Below are 23752 nucleotides of genomic sequence, written 5' to 3'. Positions count from 1 at the left end.
AAATGATAAACTCCCGCCCCACAGCTAGTTAATCGAGATATACCCTTGCATCCTAATATCCACATTCCAGACGCTTTCATTGAACAAATTCGCCAAATCATGCCCGATCACCTCGACATGGACGAGTTTATCGCGATCTGTAAAACCCCGCTCCGTCGCAGCATTCGAGTAAACACGCTTAAGATCAGTGTTGAAGATTTCCTTGCACGTGTCGCGGATAAAGGTTGGCACCTCACACCTGTGCCATGGTGCGAGACCGGTTTCTGGATCACTCGCGACGACGAAGACAGCGTTTCTCTGGGTAACACAGCCGAGCACATGGCCGGGCTTTTCTACATTCAAGAAGCTAGCTCTATGATGCCTGTTACTGCATTACTCAAAGACAATGACGCGCTGGACTGTGTGCTTGATATGGCATCAGCTCCGGGGTCGAAAACCACGCAGATTGCCAGTGCAATGAAAAACCGTGGCGCCTTGGTTGCCAATGAACTAGCTGCTAGCCGCATTAAAGTACTGCACTCTAACCTCCAACGTTGTGGTGTCTACAATGCCGCCCTAACCCATTTCGACGGCTGTGTGTTTGGCAGCTGGGCGCCTGAGTCCTTCGATTCTATTCTGCTCGACGCGCCTTGCTCTGGCGAAGGCGCCATCCGTAAAGATGATGACGCGATGGAAAACTGGAGCTTGCAGTCAGTTGAAGATATCGCAGCCGTACAGCGTAACCTCATCGTTAGTGGCTTCCAAGCCCTCAAGCCCGGCGGTGTGATGGTCTACTCAACCTGTACCCTTAACTTAAGTGAAAACCAAGGTGTTTGTCGCCACCTAAAAGAAACATTTGGTGATGCGGTCGAATTCGAGTCATTAGCTGACTTATTTGATGGGGCAGACAAGGCATTAACAGAAGAAGGCTTTCTTCATGTCTATCCGCAAATATACGACAGCGAAGGATTTTTCGTTGCCCGTATCCGTAAGTTAGCCGCTGTTGAATCACCGGCAATAAAAAAGCGTAAGGGTAAATTCCCTTTCGCCCAAGCCAATACTAAAGACGCCGAAGCGGTCGCCACCAGCATCAAGCAAGATCTTGACCTCGTTATTCCTGAAGGCAGTGACATTTGGCTGCGCGACAAAGAGGTGTGGTTATTCCCTTCTCAACTTCGCGATTTGATCAAAGAAATTCGCTTCCAGCGTATTGGTATTAAACTGGCTGAGCAGCACAAAAAAGGCTATCGCTGGCAGCATGAAGCTGTCATGACGCTTGCCAAAGGTAACGAGAGTACCGTTGTTGCCTTTACATCTGAGCAGGCAAAAGAATGGTTTATGGGCCGTGATATTCGACCTGAAGATCTATCTGGTAAAGGGGAAGTGATTGTAACCTATCGTGATTACCCAATTGGTATTGGTAAATGGGTAGGTAATCGCATTAAAAATGGGCTCCCTCGCGAGCTTGTTAGAGACACCAACCTGTTTGATATTTAGGCACCGCAACTAACTGCCACAGATTTTTGCCGTCACTAGCAAATTTTTGTTAAGTATCAGACTTGAATGGCATTCTCAGTGCTAAAACTGGCAAATTGCACTGCTTGAACTAACATTGATAGTGTAATTGATCTCCATTTACTAACCAGTTAGCGCAAGGCTCTCACGAGCCATTCCCCTAAGCCCGAGACAGGAGTCGTTTCGGGCTATTTTTTGTCTAAATTTCACCGCCATCACACACCAAACCGCTCTGCATCAGCAACATTCCGCTACTCTGAACAAACTCTCCTACCATCTTCCTTAAATATAGAAACCACAACAAAATAACGTTGCACAATTGACTTTAAACCCTTATTTATCATTAATTTAAGCAACAAACCAGAAACATCGATTTTTTCGAACAACTTCAGCTATTTTTTCAACTTTCTTAAGTTGTTGCCCAGTCGTATAGTAAGAGTCAAGCCCGATGGCTAACAAGTTTAAGGAGAACATCATGGCAAATCTATTGGTATTGAAATCAAGCATTCTAGGCGATTACTCTCAATCTAACGGCCTTATTGACCACCTTGTTGAATCATGGGAAGGCAAGCAGTCTGTTATCGAACGCGACCTTGCAGCGCAACCATTACCTGTTCTTGATGGTGAAATTGCAGGTGGCTTACGTGGTGGTGACAACCTGACGCAAAAACAGCAAGATGCTTTGGCACTTTCCAACCAATTAATTGCAGAAATTCAAGCCAGCGATACCCTTGTCATTGCGGCACCAATGTACAACTTCTCAATTCCAACCCAGCTAAAAAACTGGTTTGACTTGATTGCTCGTGCAGGCGTGACATTCAGCTACACTGAAAACGGCCCGGTTGGCTTACTAACCGATAAAAAAGTGATTGTAGTCACCACCCGTGGCGGTATGCATAAAGATGGCGCGACAGACACTATGGTGCCTTACCTGAAAACCATCTTAGGCTTTGTTGGCCTAACCGACGTGAAGTTTGTCTACAGTGAAGCACTAAACATGGGTGAAGACTTAGCAAGCAAAGCGGTACAGAGTGCGGAAGAAGAGCTTGAGAAGCTAGCGGTCTAATCACACCTAGCCAAATACTCAAAGCCCCACCATGCGGTGGGGCTTGCTTGTTTCGTTGGCCCTTCAAAAGAACTAGAAGTCGAATTGAACGTAAATAGTGTTGTAGTTACTACCACCTTTAATGCGGCCAAACTGAGAGGCATTTTCGAAGATAGCGGAACGGTGGTGTAAGCTATAGCCCACCCAAACCCCATCCATCGACTTCTCGTTGAACAAGTCTCCCAAGTTCACGTCAAAAGAGAAATCGAGATAGTTGAGCAGGTTACTTGGCTCGTAATCTTTACGCTCCATTTCAGCCGCTTCGATATACGATATATCGGTAATGTACGACAAGCCTTCTGCAACACCAAAGCGCCATTTCACCGGCCAGTTAACCGTGTAATACGCCTTAATCGCCATCACATACTCTTGGGTTGTCGACTGAACATCAGAGCTCCAATGCCACACAAAGCCAGGGGTAAGATAAATGTCTAGAGGAATGCCAAAGAGTTCATCAGTAAGTGGGTGCCCATAAAAAATTGAAGTTAACTGATTATTGAACTCATCCTTCTCACCCTTTCCGGAAAAGATATCTCCCATATTGGAAGGCGTTGCCCTGCCATGAGCGACCCGAAAGTAGGGTTTAGTGCTAATAGAAGATTTACGCGGCTTATCTTGATCATTAAAGAATCCAAAGCCAAGAAATGCTTCAGCTTGCCCATCACTGGACATCGTAACGGAGTCGCGTACATTTTTATCAAAATAGGTTAGATGCGCCCCGCCAAGCAAATAAAGGTTAGATGCAACATGGTAACTACCAGCTACGCCCAAGCGCAAATCCACGCCAGCATGTACCGACTCACGATTTAGCCCATAGTAATAACTATTGTAAGCCGTCTCTTTCCAAGTTAACGACAGTTCAGGCCTTAGTTGCCAGTTGTCGACACCGTATTTCGACCCCAAGGTAAATTGCGAACTGAGTCGGCCATCAGGGTCAGACAATAATTCAAACTCGGTGTAGGTATCGTCCGTCCAGAGGTATTTATACTGCAGGCCCATATCAGCAGTATCCCCACCTATGTCATTTTGGACAGAACTCGGTATATCGATGAAATGAAGCCGTGTGAAAAGGTTCACTTCCCAATTATCTTCACGGTAGAGATTCAAGCCGCCTTCTGTGCCATTAATGAATAGCCTTTCACCTTGATAAAACATCATAGGCACGAAAGTATATACCGATGAATCACTCACATCGCGGTCAGGATCAGAATTGATACCCTCTAGATAGGCTGAACTGTAGGGTATACTCGCCCCCCTAAAAACAGCGGCAATACCCCACTGCTGTTCACTCCCCCGCTTTGCACGCAAATCATGAACGGAAATGAAACCTTGTGCTTTCTCATCAGCAACTGGGCCATCTTGTGTTTGGGCATCCTCTGCGCTCACAACAAGCGGTACGCAACACAACAACCATCCTAAAGGCTTAAACAAACAACTCTCCCAACATCGTACAATTTTTATTCTTCAAACGTCATTTACACACATGATAATTATCACGATTAGTATAGCGCTGTTTTATAACAACAATTAACTTAATGATTGTCGTACGAGTGTAAAAAAACCATAAAAAAAGCCCGATTAATATCGGGCTTTAACAATTCTTGGTAAAAATTACTGCTGGCTAGCAATTTCTGCTTTTTTCAGGTCTTTTACGTTCTTGCTAACTTCGCGACGCTCTTTAGAAAGCTCAGCACTGATGATGATGTGGTCATCAACGCGATCTTCGTAGTCGCCTTTCATGTTTTCAACAATTTCAACGATTTGATCGTGAGTCATGTCAGCTTTAATGTAGTCAAGTAGGTTTTCCAGCAACTCAACACGCTTACGGTTATCGCGAATTTTGCGATCGTTATCTAGGATCTCGCGCTTCAGCTTGTTCTTACGACGGGTTTGACGAACTAGCTCTAGGATAGTGTTCATGATTTGTCCTTTTATGAATCTACAAAACCTAACTGCACCCGTTATAACAGAAAGCCATGTTGCTACTCAAGTCACATTTTAATCAATTAAAAAAGATCCCTCTTTCCTTTGATTTAATGCAGTTATCAGCGAATAATTGCTGAAAATTAGCGCAACCTTTCCTTTGATTTCATCAAGATGACACATCAACCAGCCTAAGAAAAACAGTACCAGCATTACACTTTTTACAATGCGACATTCAAACATGTGAATATCGCCACAAAAATCTTAAATTTGTATTTGCAATTAGCATAAGGCTGCCTAATCTTGAATAGACCAGTAGTGTTTGGCAAGAATGCAACAATATGAACGAATTGCTTCATCTGGTAATGGCTCGTAAGGGCTGTCCAGAGTATTTAGCTTCAATTGTTACGTCAGTTAAATAGTTATTGGCGCGTGTACAGATGTAAGATATTCAGGAGACAACATGTCTAAAGCAACAGGTACCGTTAAGTGGTTTAACGAAGAAAAAGGTTTTGGTTTTATCACTCAGGATAACGGCGGTGCTGACGTATTCGTTCATTTCCGTGCAATTACAGGCGACGGCTTCAAAACACTAGCTGAAGGTCAAAAAGTTGCATACGAGACTGAGCAAGGCCCTAAAGGCCTACAAGCTGCTAACGTAGAGAAAATCTAAGTTGCACTTACTCAGTGTCTAGTTAAAAGGGCTTAACCGCCCTTTTTTACTTTTTGCCATGTCATAACCCACAATTATTATTCCCACCACACCGACAATTTTGTGCTTTCAATGCACTCTTCACCTTATTTTTTAATGTCTTCCATATATATCACTACCCATCAGCAAGTTTGTGATATTTACAACTAAACTCTTATCACTATGTAAAGTTGTTGAGTTACAGCTGATAAAGCGGTCACACTTTTCTCATAAATCCCTAAAATTCTTAGTATTTGCTTGCCCTACCATATCAGTTGTGGCTTAATGTTTCCCGGCCTGTAATGCAGACCTATTTATGCCACAAATTGAAATAGAAAACTTCGTTCCACCGCTTCAACTAGCGCCGTTGTCCTGAAGAGCTCAAAATTCTTTTGTCCATAAGTAATACATTATGATGGCTTAAGTACGCACGAAGCGTGATTTTACATATACATTTTCAGGAGACATACAATGTCTAAAGCAACTGGTATCGTTAAGTGGTTTAACGACGAGAAAGGTTTTGGTTTCATCACTCAAGACAACGGCGGTGCTGACGTATTCGTTCACTTCCGTGCTATCGCTGGTGAAGGTTTCAAATCTCTAGCTGAAGGCCAGAAAGTATCTTTCGACATCGAACAAGGTCAGAAAGGTCCTCAGGCTGCTAACGTTGAGCGTATCTAATTTAGATACCAAGCGTTAAAGCTTAGAAGAAAGAGTGCCCAAGGGCGCTCTTTTTTATTGCCTGAAAACCTGCAACATCCTCACTCCCCCCCACTCAGCCATTACCACGTAAGGCGCCCCTAAAAACATAAATCACTGAATTTAATAGCAATAATTTACATTGTAGATATTGGTATCGATATCAATAATGTGACAACTCACACATATTCAGTCTTCACTTAGCCATCCTATTAGCAAATTGAAAAGTCGGAATTTACAGCAGCATGTCAATATCGCAAGATGAAGTCTCCAGTAACAACGCCGTATAATAATTTTTACACCAAAACACAGCAGTTTTAACAAGGATGGATAATAATGGCTTTTCAAGTTAAAGGACTTACCGCTTCAATCGCTCTTACTTTTTCGGTAATCAGTTTTTCTTCCGTTGCCGCCAACGATGTATACGTTCAAGCAAGTTCAGGTAGTTTTAATAATGCGGCGATAAACTCACTGTATACGAAAACCGACCAAGCTAAGCCAAACTACGTATTTTCTGGTACGCCCCTGCAAACCTTCATCGCCGCAGTAGATAACTCAGCTCTGGCTTTCACAGCGCTAGAAAACTCCACCATCGAAGGTAACTTGGTTAGAGCAACCGTTGCAGCCGTGCAAGAATATCAAGTCGAAGAAGTTCAAGCCGGCATTCGAACCGCCATTGAGATGTGTGTCCTACGCTCTAAAACTGATGTAAAAGCTAATATTCCACTGACCCAGATAGCCTCTCACCCAGCGGCACTAAAACAAATTGATCGTTGGAAAGGCCAATATAGTGAGCTGAAAGAGCTCGAAATCCCGAAAGGCACAGCAGAAGCTGCCAGAATGGTTGCCACAGGCGAGCTGCCAAGCGGCACAGCGGCTATTGGTGCTTGTATGTTGGAGGAGCTCTATCCGCAAGTTACTGTCACGGCTAAAGCCATACAAGATAACCAAGACAACAAAACACTTTTTGCTTTAATGAAAGTATCTAAGCGTGCACAACCGCTAAGTGTCTCTGAAGCTGAGCAAGCACTCCGCAAGGTTATCCAACAGGCAGAAGCTTTTGATGCCAAACTGTAACCCCATGCTTTAGCCGGACAGATAGGCCAAGCTAACGTTAACTAATCTCCAGTGCGGGTAATCATACCCGCACACATTTACCCGTTCGGTTACTTTTTGACCTCAACGTTTCCATCACTGTGGCTTATATAACAACTTGCCACATATAACTGTTGTTACAATGCGCAACAAGTATTACATTTTTATTAACGTGAAAATGACTATCACGTTTTTAAAGGTCAAAAAGGAAACGGACTTCTATGAAAGTGACCCAATCACAACAAACCAACACGATAAAAGCCACCTCAATCAAACGGCTGCTAACTTATGGTGCTGGCATCATTTTGGTTTTTCTTGGTGCATTCTTCTATGCCGACCAAAAACTGAATGCCCAGCGGGGACAACTCATTTCCCTCAATGCTGATATTCTCACCGCCTCTAATGAAATGCTCATGATGCGCCGGCATGAAAAAGACTTCATTGCCCGTGTCGATGCTAAATACCAAGAAAAGATGGCAACCGCCTATCAAGACCTACTGCAAAGCCTTGAGGCAATTAGCCTAAGTATCGCGTTAAACAACATCGATACCAGCTATGATCCTCAAGCAACACTCGACTCAATTAAAGCCTATAACCAAAAGTTTTCTGCGTTAGCTGACGTTGTCTTGCTCATTCACGGCCAAGGCGAGCAACAAGGTCTGATTGATGCTTTAAAAGATGATTCTTTGGCATTGAAAAATGACATCATCAACACTAACAACTCAACGCTCGATAGATTAACCCTGAATACCGAAGATTTAATGTTCCAGTTTTTCTCTGATTTTGATGAAGGGATTCTCGAACAAATAACGATCACGCTCGGCAATATAGAACAAGAAATTATTAGCACATCAGGCAAAGACTCCACTGCATACGAGCACTTCATTGGTTTTGAAAGTACATTTTACTCGCTGCAAAGTGCCTATAAAGACTTTGGCTATGACCATAACTCGGGGCGCCATGGCGATCTACGAGAAACCATTCATGTCCTGGAAGACAAACTCAATACACTCTTCTCTGAAACCCCAGCCCTCATTAATGCCAAGCTTAATGTCTTTGAACTCTACCTATTAATTGCGGCGTTCACTCTGGCCTTCTCTGTTATTGCTGTATTGGTTTACGTTGTTCACCATATCGGCAAAATGGAAACAGCACTGATAAACGCTCGGGAACAAGAGAAGCAAGCCAACAAAGCAAAAAGCGCTTTCCTTGCCAATATGTCTCATGAGATCCGTACACCGCTCAATGGCATACTCGGTATGACGGAGATCTTATCAGACTCGAAACTGAGCGCCATTCAGAAAGACTACCTTTCTACGATCAACGTATCGTCCCAGACGCTGCTGATGCTAATCAATGACATTCTGGACTTATCTAAAATTGAATCGGGCCACCTTGAGATATGCCCCCACACCAGCGCAATTAAAGAGATCATTTTTGATACCGCTGCGCTCATCACTCCTAAGGCGCAGCAAAAGAGCATTGATATCGTTGTCGACCTAGATAACAACCTACCTAACTACATCAAAGCCGACGAGCAGAAAGTACGCCAGGTACTCATGAACCTGGCTTCGAATGCCATTAAGTTTACTGAGCAAGGCGCCATTACTTTCACGGCGCATCAGGTATCGGAAACAGATAGTTCGGTAGTCATTTACTTCGCTGTCACCGATACTGGCATTGGCATCGACGAGGACAAACAAGCCCACATTTTTGATGAGTTCAGGCAAGAGAATGCGGATACGTCAGCTCAATATGGCGGTACGGGATTAGGTCTTGCGATTTCGTCCAAAATGATCGAACTGATGGGCGGTGAGATTAAAATCAAATCAGCCAAAGGCACGGGTAGCCAGTTCTACTTTGAGGTTGAGTTTAGCAAAGACGACCAAACACTGAATCAAGACAACCTGTTTACCATTGCATACTGCACCACCAGCCCTAATCCATTACTCGTGGCAGAACTCGCACGCTTTGGGTATCAGTACTCGATTATCGACGGCAATACCTCGCTAATCGCTGATATCGACCAAGATGCACTCGTGATTGTTGACTCCCCGATTATCTTGAAAGCCGTTGAACAGCAAAAGCCAAAACATCGGGTTGTTTATATTCGCGACAACACCAAAAACATCGATATCGATTCAAACCACGTTGTGGCATTTGTGACCGCGCCACTATTTGGTATGCGACTTAGCAACACCCTTAAAAACGCTTATGAAAATGACCATGCCGATGAAGTAACACAGCAGCAACCTCAACGACCAACGTCATCGACGAGCCAAAAAATCCTCGTGGTTGAAGATAACAAAGTTAACCAACAGGTTGTTTGCATTAACCTCAAGCGTATGGGGCTTGAATACATCATTGCCAACAATGGCCAAGAAGCCGTAGACATTTACCAAACCGAGCATGACGCTATCGGGCTAATCTTGATGGATTGCATGATGCCAGTCATGGATGGCTTTGGCGCTACAGAAGCCATTCGTGAGCACGAGGCTAGCAACCAACTCCCACGTAAACACATCATTGCCCTCACCGCTTCGATACTGGATGATGACATCCAGAAGTGTTTCGATAGCGGCATGGACGACTACCTACCAAAACCGTTTAAACGGGATGTATTACTAGAGAAGCTGGATAAGCAAGTGAGCTTGTTGAGTTAAACTCTCTAACTGCCCTTCCAGAGACAGGTTTGCTGTCTCTGGGGGAATAATTTTTCAATCGGCAAAGTATTACTTATCGAGCAAATCGTTGAACTTTGCTCCTTTAGAGTTCTTTACTAAAAGAGCAATTGCCGCTATTAAGAAAATCAAATAGAGATAGTCACCAATAAGTTGATATAGCATCCAAAGAGTAGCAAGTAAGACAACCAATGAAATAAGTGTTGCTATCTTTTTCATCTGCAAACATAACCATAATTATTCATTTGCTTACATTTAGCACTAAATTTCATTCTATTTTGTGCCTCTCTATTCAAAATCTCAGGGTTAGATTTAAAGAATATCAGTGAATTGGGAAAATCGATTCCATTCTGTCTTATATACCAAAGAGCATCGGCTATTGATGCACCACAAGCCAGTGTTCTCCCACTTGCAACAACTATACTGCCAACGACGGCTCCAGCATAACCAGCACCAAAAAGTGCACCTACTACAACAAGCTTTTCCAGACCAGTCGTAGCACCAATAAGCTCTGCAACTGTGGCATTTTTACCTAATTGCGTTAGCGCAGTGACTAATATTGTCGCTGTTGCAGTAGCCTTCTCCGCAGTTTCAAACAAACTTCTCGGAGCCGATAACCCTAACGCTCTCATATTTTCTTCAAAGTATTTATAAAAATCACCTGGCTTATAGCATTGATTCATCGCTACTTCCCTATCGAATCTAAAAGCATTAACGTAACTAAAACGCGTCCAGGATAATAAAGAGGTTAAAGATTTTTCCGATGCATCTCATATCAATTTGAGTTGTTTGCGTCATGTTTAGTCAGCTATGCGACACACTATTCAAAACATCACGATTACGCTCAGGGCTATACTGCAACTTAGATGTAAAGTGCACATCAGCTAAAGTCGCCTAATTTCTTACTGTTTTCCCTATTCCACCTTGCCTCATTCAGGGTACTTACGAGATACTTATAGCCATAAGATCTAATACTAACAGCCATCTATGATTTGCATCGCGGCCATCACCGACGGAAAGGTTGATGACATGCTAGATGGCTTATGGAAACGACTATGAATGATACCAATCAGCCAACCCTGTTTTGGCTAGATTATGCAAACAAGTAATTAACTAACTGTTTTTAATCATTTATTTTATACAAGCCATCATTACAGGACGCAATTTGGACACAACTTAGGGTTCAGACCACACAATAACCAACTTCTAATAACTAGATTACTTTCTCTTCAGACACTAAGCTCGCCACCTTCCGTATAACACTATAACCAGCGGTACCCAAAGTACTGGGCGGAATGCTGACTTACTTACCCACAACTCTTTGAACTACCAACAAAAAGACTAAAAAACCTTACTTATCAATTGGTTGAGCAATAAATTTTTGTTGTTTATATCGTTTTTTAATTGCCCCTTTTTTGCCCCCATCGTTTGATACTAATATTGCATTGAACGTAAAAGAGGCCACTTTTGCGGCCCCTCCATCTGGTTGATTCTCGTTTCAAAGGTTAGGTACTATATTGAAAATCTGAGCATAAAACTTCGGAAGTCATTCACGATTTGTAGTAACTTCTGCTTGCACCTTAAATATTGAATCTGAAAGCCGAGTTCCAGCACTCACAACTCTTGCTAGCACTTTAAGTTGTTCTTGGATTGCTAGATTTTCACTAGCTACCGGATAATTGACTGTATGGTCAATTTCCCCCCAAACCTCCTCAAACAATGTTCTTACTTGTAATTCGCAAGTGTATGGATTGTCTGGTCTGAACTTAAACACATAATGTACACTGGTATAGAGGCTATCTTTATGTTGAGCATCAATCCCCAACTCTCTGAATTGTTGCACATATTCAGGATCCCAAGAGTATGCTTTAGGCGCCTCGTATAGAGCCAACTCACCATTTTCAACATATTGCATTAACGCTGAGTGTATCGAAGCAAATTGACTCATATGAAGGTGTAAAGCTCTTACGCCTGCAATATCTGTAATCTTGTCAAAAACGTTTTCAGGTGTAATCAGAGGTTCACCTTTTCGATCTAGCTCTTCATTTTTCCGCGTTATTTTTTCATCTAAATGATCCATATCTTTGAAGCGATACTTCAAGGAGTGAATTAGTTTTTTTAGGGTTTTGTCTCGTACTAAGATCGATTCCAATCGGTCTTTAAGCAACTCATAGTGATGCATGTTCTCCTGAACGACTGCAACAACCTTTTGATTATGAAATTCTTGAGTACTCATATTAGTCAACAACCCTATCTAATCGGTTTAAAACGTCACGAGCATACTCATGGTAACGCTCTTGAGTTGACTCATAATCGTCTCGATTACCGGATATTGTTCCTTTATCGTCACCTAATTCAGGAAAATCTGGAACTTTCCACATTGGTAATTTGTACTTTTGAGACATTGTAGGCATTGTTCCGTGTCCATGAATTATGGAATTAGCCCCAATAGAAGTTTTAATTTCTTCATCACCTAGAAAGCTATAACATTCTTCTGGTACAAAAGAAGTAATTGTATCAGGTAGTTTTTGAGCCCAATTCTGATGTGCTTTGGCAATTTTTAAGTCATTACGAGCGTCTCCGCGCTTCTTGGCATTATAAATTGTATACCCTAATAACTTCACAAATCCAGTACGTAAATTAATACGTTTTAAATCAGAAAGCATCGAGTACATAGTTCCAAACTCTCGTCTCCATACGCTCAATGCATTACCAATATTTTTAACACCGTAGTCAGAGAACATATCAGGTGCACAAGGAATAATGAAAGCATCAGAATTAGATATGATTACTTTATTTAAAAGGCCGAGACTAGGGGATGTATCTATCAATACAACCTGAAAACCAAACTTTTCCTGGTATTTTTTACAAAGCTGTCTAATAGCTGTTATCGTGCGTAGTGCTTGAGGTTCTCCTAAAAATGCTTCGCTCCATTGCTTGGCAACTTTATTTTCAAACATATGAAGGGTCAAACGACCAGGGATTAGAGCGAGATTTTCTCCGACTTCAATTGGTGGAGGTAACTCCTCTTCATCCGATTGCCCGTCTTCAACTGGTTTCAAAATATAATGAACAGATCTAGGACTTGAATGAAGTTTGGTAAATTCCTCTGGAGTTATACTCGATTTTGCCGACTCAAAATCCTCAACAAATGAGTCTTCATCCTTCCATATTTGTTCAATTTGTTCTTCTGTTAGTGAAAAAAGGCTCAAGTTCGACTGCGGATCTAGGTCAATCATTAATGTCTTAACACCAATCTCACCAAGAGCACAACCTAAATGGTGAGTAAGAGTTGATTTGCCTACTCCCCCCTTATTGTTAAATACTGATATAGACTTCATTCTACCTCTTTAGGCTCATACGCAAATAATCTCAGTTATACAACACACACATGAAACTATTCAATCAATTATTCTGAATATGTTGATCTTATTATCTATTTATCAATGATAAGCGACACTGATATTGTCGAATTTTTATACAGACTATTTCAATCACCATTCAAGCAGTATCAACTATGCGTTACGCATAACGCTTGCAGGGAGAAAGAAGGCTGACTGGTTCGGGTGAATGGCCGGTGGTGGTGACCTAGGAGCCCGAAAAATTTTTATTTCGCGCGGGTCCCCCTCGTTTGTAACTAAGGACTCTTTGAAAGAACCTAACAGGTCTCAATTTCCAAGGCCAGTTCAAGCCCTTTGGCTTTAGCTTGATATACTTTTACATGGCTCCATTTAGGCAGCGTCAACAACGTTAATACAGTTTCTTTATCTTGTTCCGATATTCTCATACCAAAAGTCACAGACTCTAATGCTAATGGGTTAAACTTCAAGATACCACTATCGTCACATAAGAGCCGAACTTCTTGCTCATACTCCCAGTTTTTATGCTTCTTCGTAAATGCTGTTTTGAATAGCGCTTGTCTTTTTTTAATGCTATTCACAAACTCATCATCATGAAATCTGCTACCACTATTCAAAGCCATATACAATGTCGTATATACATGCTCACCTGGATTTAAGTAATCTACTTCTTCACAACTAACAGGACCGTCGGTCCTGACATAATAGTGAAGATCATTTCTAAACCCGAAACAAATTCCTTTGTGAGAATCACCATAATGTGACCACATCAATAAATTATCATCATGAGAACTTAAGCAATATATACCCATTATTTCAAACCGTTTCTGTAGGGTTTTCTCAAGAACAACTAGCTCAGATGCTTGGTCATTCATCCCAAGAGACTCGAAAGACTGAATGTACTCGGATGGAGATAACTGGGAGTCAAACGGATCATTAAACTGGCTAGAGGTGGCGAAATATAACTCATCATTTATTAAGATATTAAGTGAGTTCTTATCAACAGGGCGATACTTGAATAATGCCATTTTTAGTTTCTTAAAGTCATTCAGTTCAGCTTTCTAAAATACCAAAATTCTATCCCACCACTCTCCTTTTTTATTCCATATCGTGAGACATAACACTTCTCTAACAGCATACGAAGCGTATTGCTGGCCCAACTTGAGGACAAATTGCATCGTTCAGCTATCTGTATAGCACTCACCTCTTCCCCACACCTAATAGACTGCAGCACCCTCAACTGCGTCTTGCTCAACTTAACTAGACCAACTTGATACGGAACAGCCCGAGCTGCACGAACCAAATTCGAGTCGATTGGGCCGCTTTGAGCCAATTTATCCATATTTTTTATCATCCTCTGAGGTTTAGAATCGGATCACTTAAGGATCCAGTCGTGATAAGGCTTAGTGAAGGGTTGTTGCTGGAATTGAAATAGGTAATAGCCAGTTGTGCCAGCAAGAATTCAGCCATTGATGGTACGTTTTGAGGGCATCTTTCTTCTGCAACTCCATATGAGTGTAAATATATGCCTGGTCAAGCTTGTCACGAGCATGGTTCAGTAATGCTTCACAAACAATATAGTCGATGCCCAATTCAAGCCAGATTGTCCTTGCCCGCTTCCTTAGGTCATGGGCCGACCACTTTCTTTTTGAGATATCCCTCACCCATTCGCTCGCCGTGGTACTGTGGATAGGCTTTCGGCTTCGTTTGGACAAAGGGAACAACATCCCAGTTTGATATCCTTGCACAGCTTGCCACTCTTGGTATGAACGCAAGAGTTCAACCATGCCTTCTGTTAGAGGATAGACAACAGGCTTGCCGTTCTTTGTATCTTCTGCAGGAATGGTCCAGCGCTTCTGAATCAAGTCGATATGTTCCCACTTGGCTTTTCGTGTTTCTCCTATCCGGGTACCGTGGGCAATGATTAAAGTAAGCAGCAACCGCTTATCTGGATCTGCCTTTTCGATGGTCATCAATGCTTCCGGAAGTTGATCAGTATTGAAACGGCAACCTCGAACCTGTTCAGCAGATATAGAAAAGGTCTCACCAAAGAAGTCTTTAAACCGGACATCTGACATCGGGTTTACTGTGATTTTCTTCACCTTTTTTGCTGCAGAGTATGCCGTCTTCATCAAGTTAAAATTGGCACGTACATAGCTCAGAGAATAACCCTGCTGAAACATAGGCTGGATAAGCTGTTTGTCTACTGTTTGGTGGCACAATTTCATGACCGGCCAACCCTCAAACATACAGCTCACATGCTGTTCCGCCATGCTCTTAAGGTTCTGCAATCTCTGAGTTGTTGAACGATGTAATTTAAATTCCCGCTCAACATGCCAGTTAATTAGCTGATCAACTGTTTCAAATCCGCTGCATTCAGCTTTTTCTCCGGCTGCAATTCGTTGGGACGCTATACTCACCAACTCCATAACATGCCTCGCCTGAGTCGCTGGATATTTACCAATGCGATGGCCAAACTGACTGCCGTTCTTGTACTCCATCAACACCCAGGTGCCACCCGTGCGCGCTTTATTGAATTTCAGATAAAGAGAGCAACGCTCGTCTTTGAGCTGACGAACCCGAGGATCGCGGAGGTGTTTTTTAATTTGGGCATCTGAGATTTTGAGGGAGATGGTTGAAGAGAATAAAGCTTGCTGATTAAGTCGAAGATTACTTGATAACATTACTCACCTGTTAAAGTCGCCTGAATAACCATACGTGTCGGTTGTAGTCCTTGGCCGGAGAAGCTCACCTGATCAATCGAGCACTTCCCCTGAAATGCCCGGGGAAAAGACTCATCCATAATCACAATGCCTTCAGCAAAAGCCGTTGGATTGACTGGCGCATCTATGGTGATTTTCCTTCCCTGCCGTTGCAGTTTCCTAAGCTCAGTAGCGCAAGCCTGCTCGGCTTCCGCCTTACTATTCTTGTCTTTACCAATCCGCTTGAACGGTGAACTCCCGAGCCTAACTTCCTTCCGGCTACCGTCGGCTGTAGAAAGGTAATAGGCACGGACACCACTAAAATCATTACGGCCATCAAGATCAGCTGACACATTGATGAACTCAGGTAAGCGAGGATCATTCTCTTGAGAAAGTGACAGGGTAATGGATTGAATGGTCTGTCCCGACGCACTTCGTTGCTCACCAATGGGAACAAACACAAACCGTCCTTCTGATGGCTTGGCGACTGCATCATACTGTTTTGCCAATCGATTTAAGAAAGCCGGTGTACTCTCCTCACATCGGTCCAAATGCTCGATTACAATTTTTTGTAATCTCGAATGCACAAAAACAGAGAACCCATGCGGGGTAACACAGTCCGAGACTACCTGGCCCAAAGTTGTATTGTCCCAGCTCGCTGACTTCCGCTCTCGATATCCCGTTTCATCAGTAATCGCAAAAGGTGCCACAGTAAGAACCAAGGTGATCTCTCTTGGATGCAGGCTGATAGACCGTTTGGAGATCTGAAACTCATCACGAGATACATCACCCAGCATGACTGAGTAACGCTCCCCCTTAGGCGGGATACCATCTATGTCATCTGAATTAATGACCAGAGTCAGGCTGTCACCCTCAGTGCCGTTTCCATCTTTCAAACGCCATGATTTGAGCCGACTCAACATCAAGTCGGCGTTTTTTCCTATCAAATTAATCATCATTAATCCCATGACTTAGTGACTGTTTTGAGTTTTGGCGCTGATTTCACATCAGGTAGAACCACAATGGTATTTTGCTGGAAAACCTCATCACGAACGTGTGGGTTCAATTGATAAAACGCCTGCTCAAGCTGATCGTTATCTTGCCCGGTATGCCGATACAACAAGTCAGTGATCAGTTCTCCGGCCTTCGCATTGACCTTCACCCGCGATACTCCTTCAGCTGCAGAGTAATATCCGTCACCATCGCTCGACCATCATGTACCAGCGATGATTTACCTTCTTTAAGCTGCTGAATCGTCCAGCGACCTAAATTACGCCCCTGCCCGTCACTCACTTGCTGAGGTTCTTCAATCAAGTTCCGGATCGCCTCAACTGACTCATGAGCCCCGTATTGCAGCCATTTCCCACTAATATCGATGGTCTCAAGTGGGCGCCCAGTCCTTTCCGACCGAGCATCATCTATCAAACCCACTTCAGAGAACGCGCCTGGAGAAGTACGCTCGAACTTACTAATAGGCGTTTTATTCCCCACAGCAAAAACAAACTCACCAATAACTAAATGATGCATAGTGAACCCTTATTATCTCGAGCACCTAACTATCCCGATCGATAGCGGCATAACCCAACTGAGTCGAAAGCGTGTTCTCACCCATCAGGTAAGCAAATTGCTGATCCATCTGGCGAGTGACCTCTTTCGCAATGACTTGCTCATCTTGACCTTGAGCACCGGTGATTTGAATCTGAGGGGAAAATGTCACTTGAGGTTGTTGCCTAGCCTGAGCTTCTTTCTGCTGAACAGCATCAACCTTTGTGGCAACTTGCTCGGGCGAGTCGAGTTTGCGGCCAAACCAACCACCCAACATCTCGCCACCCATACCGCCACCTATAGAGCCAATTAAGCCACCTATCGCAGTACCAATGCCGGGCAATATCATAGTCCCAAGTGCTGCGCCTAGTGCGCCACCACCTAATGAACCACCAATATCACCCAAAGCCTCACCGCTCTGCTCCATATTGCCATTGGCAATGCCTTCAACCGCAGAGACAGCATTCATAGTCAGACCAAGTGGCTTTAATACACGAGCAAGCCCAGCTTTACCCAAGGTATCGGCCACATCACCACCAATCTCAATGGCATCTGCAGCCATCGCATTCATTGGCATCATCGCAATACCAGAGCCGGCCATCGCTAAAGCCGCCCCTTTTGGCTGAACATATCGGTTATCCAATACCGAACGAGCCAACCCTGCTAAGCCTCGCCCCCGCCGTCTAGAGCGTGATGGACGAGCCCGTTTCCGACCTCCACTAGTCAGTCCACCGGCCCTGCCATTCCTAGGGCCACGACTCGAAGCCACCGCAGCATTCAGATTTCGCCACTGTTTAGCCGCCATTGCAGCAATCCGGCCACCCTCCTTGGTTTCCCTATTTAGCCCCTTTCGAAACAATCGGGACTTATCCAACGTATTACCAAAGATAAGTGAGGCAGCTTTCCCGGCAAGCAATACACCTTTAAGGCCGATAAATGCAGCAATACCAATACCTACAGCAGCGGCAACGCCCTGATTAGCCTCAGCAAAGTCAGCCAGCATATCCACGCCCTTACCCAGAGGTTCGAGCACCCAATTCAATGCCGGTAACAAAGCGGTGCCAATGACAACACTCAAACGGCTCACTTTATTGACGAACATATCTACGCCATTTTCAGACGTACTGACTCGAGTCTCGTATTCTTTTTGAAGGGATTCGATATGAACATCTTGTCCCTGCTTGGCAAGTTTCAGGGCTTTGGTAAAGTTCTGAGTGTTTCCCGCCAGCGCCGCCACAGCACCTTTGGCCTCTTCACCAAAGATCTGACTGATCAATGCGCTCTGCTCTTCAATAGGTGCATCTTTAATCGCTTCGAGCACTTCCAACAACGTACCCGAAGCGTCTTGCTGCATAGAACTGGCAATATCACCAGCATCCAAGCCCAATGCAGTCATTGCTTTTTTCTGGGTTCCACTGGCTGCGTCACCTAAGGTCAGACGGCCAGAAATATTCTTAAGGGCGGTAGACGCACGCTCTTCCCCCATACCGGTTGAAAGCATGGCTGAAGCCAAAGCAGCAGATTCATTAACAGAAAAGCCCGCCGTTTTTGCGGTTGCTCCCTGCCGAGCCATAACGCCAGCAATGTCTTTCGCTTTTGAGTTGGAGTTATTGGAAAGGTGGTTGGCAAGTCCAGCGAGGCCTAAGGCTCCTTGCTGATCAAGCCCCATCGCAGCCTTAAACACCGCCAAGGTTTCACCGGCTTGTCCGGCTTCCATATCAAAAGCCACACCCATCTTTGCGGAATCAAGTACAAAGCTTTTCAGCTCACTAATGTCTTGAATCCCACTCTGGCCACCAGCCGCAAGCATCGCATTAATATCATTGGCACTCATCGGCGTATCTGTGGATGTTTTCAGCGCCCAAGAACGCAGCTGAGCAGACTGCTCCGGTGTCATGTCCACAACTTTGCTGACATCAGCAAATGAGCTTTCGTTCTTCATCGCAGACCACATAGTGCCAGCCAACGGCGCCGCGGCCATCGCTAAACTCGTTGCCTGACTGCCTATCTCACCAAGCTTTGCTTTTCTAGCATCAATGCGACCTTGGATGGTCTGCATTTCCTTGAGCCGACGATTCTGCTTCTCAAGAGCCGCCGTTGATTTCTCAGTTTGGGACTGCAAACGCTTTTGCTCGTCACCGAGCCTATCGGTACTAATACCGGCTTTCTTCAGGGCATCACCCAAGCTCTGCAAGCGGTTCTGTTGTTTCGTCTGGCGATCAGTTAGAGAATCAACCTTCCCTGACGCCTTTTTATAAGCCGCACCTAATTCAGTCGTTCGAACCTTGCCATGGTGAATCTGCGAATTTAACGACTGAAGTCGCTTATTGGCTTCATTAAGTTTCAACTTGAGCTGTTGAGCCCCTTCACCAGAGGCTTTTTTCATTTGCTGGTTTAGGCTTCGGATTTCAGCCTGGGTAATGCCGTACTCGCCACGTAAATGAGATGTCTTCTGCTTATTCTCTTCCATCTCAATACCAAGCGCATTCATAGATGCCTTGGCGTCAGTAACCTGCTTGGCCAGTTTTGCAGCTCGACTACTGACAGACTCAAACCCTTTAACTTCACGGAGCTGAGTATTAAGAGACTTCACCTCACCACGCTGCTCTTCCAACGCTGCTGTCAGGCGCTCTGTAGCCGTAGTAGTCGAAACAATATCCTTGGTGCCCTTTACGGTAGCATCAAGGACAAAGCTGATCTTTTCGCTCATCGTTTCACCCCGAGCTTAGAAAGAATCAATTCGTAGCGCCGCATCGCCTGATCTTGTGGCCACTCTCGCAGTTCACTCTCAGAGGTATTACGGTGCATAGGGATTAAATCAATGAGCGCTTCTACATCGTTGGGCGAAAGTAATCCCCCGACAGTTGAAAAAAAGCGCCGACCTGAGGCTTGATAGCCAGGTAGTCATTCAGCGCCATCGCATCCATATCAGGTGTATCGAGGTTACAAACAACACGGAACATGAAGTTCTCTTGCTCGATGTCATCCGTGATTTCCGCAAGCGCTTCCGAGTGTTTGACCTTAGGAACAACGAACTTGATATGTGAAATACTCTCGCCAAGCTCATTAGTGAATGGGAACAGCAAATCAAACTCAAAATCAGAACCAGTCAGTCGCTTCTCTTGAATCTCATCGGATGGCTTCAAGATAAAAGCTCGAATATCTTCATGTAGCTGAGTGAAATCAGGCGCTGACAGCTCTTCAAATTCCTCCTTGGAGATATCGGTACAGGCCAAGATCATCGCTTTAAGTTGCTGGAACAACTCAGAAGGACTCAGCTCTTTATCTACCCCAAGATTGACATAAGGAAGCTGTCGGAACCCCCCCAGAGAAATAGGCTTGATTTCAATTTCATGGTTATCGTTTCGGTTGTAAAACGGCAGCTTAGTGGTCTTTTTCATGGAAATTCCGATACAAAAAAAGCGCCCTCAGGCGCTTATCAACTAAACGAAAAACAACTACAGGCTTATCCCCGCCTCACCCATCAAATCGGCACCACCGACAATGGTTTTCCCGGTGTTTACATTGATGTCATGAACAACAGTGCCGGTATCACGTTGGGTATACGCCTTACAGGTACCTTCGATAGTAACGGTCGGCTTCTCACCCATTTTCACAGGATCTTTCTTGATCCCAGTGATTGGCCCGTACATTGAATACTCCTCAACATACGCCACACCTTCCGTGCTTTTGCCTTTCTCGGTCACATTCACCTGAGCATTGCCCATGGTGAACTTACCCAGCGCTTTAGAAAGCGCACCATGTTCACCGCGCACCTTGAGCGACCAACTTAGCTTCTCCAGCCCAACGGTATCTTCCGAGACAACAAACGAGCCTTCGTTGTTGGCTAGTTTGGCTTTGATTTCTGGCGGCGTGAAATCAACGATCTCATTCATCAAAGGCACAGATTCAACCTGTGCCTTAATCCGCATACGGATACGATCAGCCATTTACCACCTCCTCAAGCCAAGCTGTAATCAAGCCATTATCGACACTCATCTCATACACCATGTGTTCATTCGGTGAGTAACGGCCATAGTTAACGCACAAGAACCAACGGCCAGAGCTGTAGGTCTCAAGATTGTTCTTACTTGGGTGCAAGAAGGCTTTGAATACAGGAATCACACCCTGAGCAACCAGGTCTTGTCCCCAATTGGTCAGACGATCAATCACCTGCTGCATAAACTCCTCTGTGAGCTGTTTGCCCATTAACGGCTGACTGGTTTCTTCCAGCTTTCGCGCCATCAAATCTTCAAGGCCAACATGAGAAATAAAGCGCCCGGTATTGGTTCGGTTTCCAATGATCGAATAACCGCCCATACGGGTACGGGCAATGGTCACAACACCGTGCTTATTGAGGAAGTTGGCCTGAGTGGTTTTATCATTGATCTTGTACGACACGTTACGGGCAGTTTCATCACAAAGTACCGAACGGTTTTGAGGGCTAACCCAACCATCCACAGAAGCCATCGCCGCCACCAGCGCAATCGAAGCAGGCATCAATAGCTGGGCACCGTCATAAGTCTTAAGAAACCAAGGATCGATAATACTAACTTTATCCTCACCCGTTCCTTCTGCGCCAAATTCAGCCGCAAGCTCTGCTGCAGCCATATCGTTTGTATTAGGCCCATCCAGCACCGAACGACAGCGAACATCACGCCCCATCAGTGCTAGCTTCTGCCCAATAGGTTTAGAGCTAAAGCCAGGGGCGGCAATAATCGTTGGTGTCTCAGGACAACCTTTTACGGTCTCGAGGCCTTTTATTGCGCCAGTACCGGAATCTACACCGCCAATCACATTGGATTCAGTTGTCGCATCATCGGTATGATCTTGTACAACCGTCACATAAAGGATGCACTTCACGTACTCCAGCAGATAGCGAACCACATTAGGCAGAGTCCCTTGGCGATCACCTTTACTATCTAGCGCCATCATGGCATCGGAGTAATTCCAGAGACGAGTCGGCTCGTTATAAGCAATCGTCCCGCGTTTATCCGGCGCAGTACCGACCAAATGAACCACCTGCAGCGCAAGCGGCCCCATACTTGGTAGCGGCTCAATGGTATTAACTTCAACTCCGTTAAGCTCAAAATCCTGAATTGGTGCAAGGGTTGCCATTATTTGATCACCTCTTGTTTAACTTGTGTAGCCTGCTCAGCCAGACCAATCTTGCCGTTCTTCAGCAAAAAAGGCGTCTGCGCAGGTTTTAGGGAAATGGTTTTATCGGATGGGAAATACCATCGGCCATTAAGACGGAAAGGTTTCAGGATCGGGTAATCCTGCACCCCAAGTTGCTTTTGGGTTGCCATAGTTGTTCCTGCAGGAGATCAATAAGGTTGGAATTTAGGTACAAAAAAACCGCTGATGCGGCGTTAGAATTGTCATTCTGTCGGTAATGGGTAACGGGCTTTTATCTCAGCGACTTTATCTCGCCAAGCTGTTTCTGACTCTGGAGATTGATCGTATTGCCATTCAAGGTAAAGTGGATCTGATTCTTTTTGATAAGCCACCTTTCTCGCCTGAAGCACATTAGTCAAACTCTGTTCCGATATAATCCTAACCTTTTCCTCGTTGGGAATATTCAATCTTTGAAACTCTTCACTTTCTGTATTCCAATTTGAATACGAATCCCCATTATATGAAAATGAAATTATCATTGTAGCCTCTTCATTAGGATGCAAATTGCATGTTGGTTAGAGTGTTATCACGAGTCGCACCTAAAACTAGCTCTTCAATCGTAGATGCCCCTGTCACTGCATCTGCTGATAAAATACACCCACGCCTTGTAAGAAACCCAGAGATTTGCTCTATTGTCGCATCGCGTAGAGAAACTTTAACTACATTCAAATAGTCATAATTTGAACCAATGAAAGGATGGCTGGTTGGCCTATCGATAACGATTTTACTACGAGCTAGAGTAAATTTACCTGCTGACGCATAGTATTCGAGAGCACCTTCTCGTCCAACTTCAATAATCAAGCTAGCTTTAAATGTGCCGAACATCATACCGCCACTTGCAGTTACAGTTGCATTCCACATAATGACTGGAGTGGTTTCATCATAGTGAACACTTCCCGTGGTATCAGTGTTCGACCCCCAAGGAATTACTTCTACAGACAAAGCATAACAACGAACATTACTTTCAAGTAAATGCCTCTGTGATCTCTTAATATAGATTTTGGCATACGAACCTGTTGGACATAATTGCATTGCTCTCTTTAGAGTTTTTAAAGGTGACCCAGACGCGCCACTGTTCGAATCACTTCCATTTTCAGCGTCAACATAATACGTAACGACATTATTAGCAGTAATAGTCTCTGTAATCTCATTAACCGCATTATCTATCTTCTTATCAATCTCCCCAACCTTCCCATTCACCACCTTAGTCAAATCATTCGACGCTTCAACCAGCGCCCCGATCTGTTGCTCAATACTCATATGCCTGATTTCCAATTATC

At 44.3% G+C, this 23752-nt stretch carries 24 protein-coding genes; 6 read left to right on the top strand and 18 right to left on the bottom strand.

Features of this window, described 5'->3' with window-relative positions; all coding sequences use genetic code 11:
- Positions 1-45 precede the first annotated feature (45 nt).
- Together rsmF and C9I98_RS21755 are read left to right on the top strand one after the other, a co-directional pair.
- Positions 46-1476: a 16S rRNA (cytosine(1407)-C(5))-methyltransferase RsmF gene (gene rsmF, locus C9I98_RS21760; RefSeq protein ID WP_036832813.1), complete on the top strand. Its 1431-nt coding sequence runs from the start codon at positions 46-48 to the stop codon at positions 1474-1476.
- 493 nt (positions 1477-1969) lie between these two features.
- On the top strand, positions 1970-2560 hold the full coding sequence (locus C9I98_RS21755; protein WP_107272476.1) for an FMN-dependent NADH-azoreductase: 591 nt from the start codon (positions 1970-1972) through the stop codon (positions 2558-2560).
- A gap of 72 nt (positions 2561-2632) precedes the next feature.
- Here C9I98_RS21755 and C9I98_RS21750 read toward each other — a convergent pair whose 3' ends face one another.
- Together C9I98_RS21750 and C9I98_RS21745 are read right to left on the bottom strand one after the other, a co-directional pair.
- A complete protein-coding gene (locus tag C9I98_RS21750) occupies positions 2633-4030 on the bottom strand; it encodes a MipA/OmpV family protein (protein ID WP_245907220.1) in 1398 nt (465 codons plus the stop codon).
- 180 nt (positions 4031-4210) lie between these two features.
- Complete coding sequence (locus tag C9I98_RS21745) at positions 4211-4519, bottom strand: DUF496 family protein (RefSeq protein WP_036824163.1); 309 nt, start codon at positions 4517-4519, stop codon at positions 4211-4213.
- A 466-nt stretch (positions 4520-4985) separates the two neighbouring features.
- Between C9I98_RS21745 and cspE (C9I98_RS21740) the strand changes: the two genes are divergently transcribed.
- The 4 genes from cspE (C9I98_RS21740) (at position 4986) to C9I98_RS21725 (ending at position 9670) form a co-directional block, all read left to right on the top strand.
- Entirely contained in the window at positions 4986-5195 is a 210-nt protein-coding gene (cspE, locus tag C9I98_RS21740; protein WP_036824165.1) for a transcription antiterminator/RNA stability regulator CspE, read from the top strand.
- Positions 5196-5684: 489 nt separating this feature from the next.
- Positions 5685-5894: a transcription antiterminator/RNA stability regulator CspE gene (gene cspE / locus C9I98_RS21735; RefSeq protein WP_036830632.1), complete on the top strand. Its 210-nt coding sequence runs from the start codon at positions 5685-5687 to the stop codon at positions 5892-5894.
- Positions 5895-6248: 354 nt separating this feature from the next.
- A complete protein-coding gene (locus C9I98_RS21730) occupies positions 6249-6989 on the top strand; it encodes a prephenate dehydratase domain-containing protein (protein WP_036818132.1) in 741 nt (246 codons plus the stop codon).
- Positions 6990-7228: 239 nt separating this feature from the next.
- Positions 7229-9670, top strand: a complete 2442-nt coding sequence (locus tag C9I98_RS21725) for a hybrid sensor histidine kinase/response regulator (RefSeq protein WP_036818135.1) — start codon at positions 7229-7231, stop codon at positions 9668-9670.
- A gap of 233 nt (positions 9671-9903) precedes the next feature.
- Here C9I98_RS21725 and C9I98_RS21720 read toward each other — a convergent pair whose 3' ends face one another.
- The 16 genes from C9I98_RS21720 to C9I98_RS21645 form a co-directional block, all read right to left on the bottom strand.
- Positions 9904-10371 carry a hypothetical protein gene (locus C9I98_RS21720; protein WP_051901942.1) on the bottom strand — a complete coding sequence of 156 codons (468 nt, stop codon included), beginning with the start codon at positions 10369-10371 and terminating at the stop codon, positions 9904-9906.
- A gap of 863 nt (positions 10372-11234) precedes the next feature.
- Complete coding sequence (locus C9I98_RS21715; protein ID WP_036818137.1) at positions 11235-11924, bottom strand: RelA/SpoT domain-containing protein; 690 nt, start codon at positions 11922-11924, stop codon at positions 11235-11237.
- 1 nt (position 11925) lies between these two features.
- Positions 11926-13029, bottom strand: coding sequence for a ParA family protein (locus tag C9I98_RS21710; protein ID WP_107272475.1), 1104 nt, complete (start codon positions 13027-13029; stop codon positions 11926-11928).
- Between the two features lie 317 nt (positions 13030-13346).
- Complete coding sequence (locus tag C9I98_RS21705) at positions 13347-14075, bottom strand: DUF2971 domain-containing protein (protein ID WP_051901906.1); 729 nt, start codon at positions 14073-14075, stop codon at positions 13347-13349.
- Between the two features lie 20 nt (positions 14076-14095).
- Positions 14096-14389, bottom strand: a complete 294-nt coding sequence (locus C9I98_RS21700) for a MarR family transcriptional regulator (RefSeq protein WP_036817643.1) — start codon at positions 14387-14389, stop codon at positions 14096-14098.
- A gap of 61 nt (positions 14390-14450) precedes the next feature.
- On the bottom strand, positions 14451-15731 hold the full coding sequence (locus C9I98_RS21695) for a tyrosine-type recombinase/integrase (protein WP_051901905.1): 1281 nt from the start codon (positions 15729-15731) through the stop codon (positions 14451-14453).
- Positions 15731-16672, bottom strand: a complete 942-nt coding sequence (locus C9I98_RS21690; protein WP_245907219.1) for a contractile injection system protein, VgrG/Pvc8 family — start codon at positions 16670-16672, stop codon at positions 15731-15733. Before C9I98_RS21690 ends, C9I98_RS21695 begins: the two co-directional genes overlap by 1 nt.
- Before the next feature lie 35 nt (positions 16673-16707).
- A complete protein-coding gene (locus tag C9I98_RS21685) occupies positions 16708-16911 on the bottom strand; it encodes a tail protein X (RefSeq protein ID WP_036817638.1) in 204 nt (67 codons plus the stop codon).
- A complete protein-coding gene (locus tag C9I98_RS21680) occupies positions 16908-17276 on the bottom strand; it encodes a phage tail protein (protein ID WP_036817637.1) in 369 nt (122 codons plus the stop codon). The genes C9I98_RS21685 and C9I98_RS21680 overlap by 4 nt, the downstream gene beginning before the upstream one ends.
- A 25-nt stretch (positions 17277-17301) precedes the next feature.
- Positions 17302-20004, bottom strand: coding sequence for a phage tail tape measure protein (locus C9I98_RS21675; RefSeq protein WP_107272474.1), 2703 nt, complete (start codon positions 20002-20004; stop codon positions 17302-17304).
- A 121-nt stretch (positions 20005-20125) separates the two neighbouring features.
- Positions 20126-20695, bottom strand: a complete 570-nt coding sequence (locus C9I98_RS21670; RefSeq protein WP_036817394.1) for a hypothetical protein — start codon at positions 20693-20695, stop codon at positions 20126-20128.
- A 57-nt stretch (positions 20696-20752) separates the two neighbouring features.
- Positions 20753-21244 (bottom strand): phage major tail tube protein, encoded by a 492-nt coding sequence (locus C9I98_RS21665; protein WP_036817392.1) that lies wholly within the window; start codon positions 21242-21244, stop codon positions 20753-20755.
- Entirely contained in the window at positions 21237-22412 is a 1176-nt protein-coding gene (locus C9I98_RS21660; RefSeq protein ID WP_036817389.1) for a phage tail sheath protein, read from the bottom strand. The genes C9I98_RS21665 and C9I98_RS21660 overlap by 8 nt, the downstream gene beginning before the upstream one ends.
- The gene (locus C9I98_RS21655; RefSeq protein WP_036817387.1) at positions 22412-22603 is read right to left on the bottom strand and encodes a hypothetical protein; all 192 of its coding nucleotides are present in this window, start codon (positions 22601-22603) and stop codon (positions 22412-22414) included. Before C9I98_RS21655 ends, C9I98_RS21660 begins: the two co-directional genes overlap by 1 nt.
- Positions 22604-22675: 72 nt before the next feature.
- The gene (locus C9I98_RS21650) at positions 22676-22951 is read right to left on the bottom strand and encodes a hypothetical protein (RefSeq protein ID WP_036817384.1); all 276 of its coding nucleotides are present in this window, start codon (positions 22949-22951) and stop codon (positions 22676-22678) included.
- 13 nt (positions 22952-22964) lie between these two features.
- Positions 22965-23732, bottom strand: coding sequence for a hypothetical protein (locus tag C9I98_RS21645; protein ID WP_051901875.1), 768 nt, complete (start codon positions 23730-23732; stop codon positions 22965-22967).
- Positions 23733-23752: the final 20 nt, after the last annotated feature.

The sequence above is a fragment of the Photobacterium sanctipauli genome (assembly GCF_003026495.1).
GTDB lineage: Bacteria > Pseudomonadota > Gammaproteobacteria > Enterobacterales > Vibrionaceae > Photobacterium > Photobacterium sanctipauli.
The sequence above is the reverse complement of the archived record's forward strand: the minus strand, read 5'-3'. Positions and strand labels throughout refer to the sequence as shown.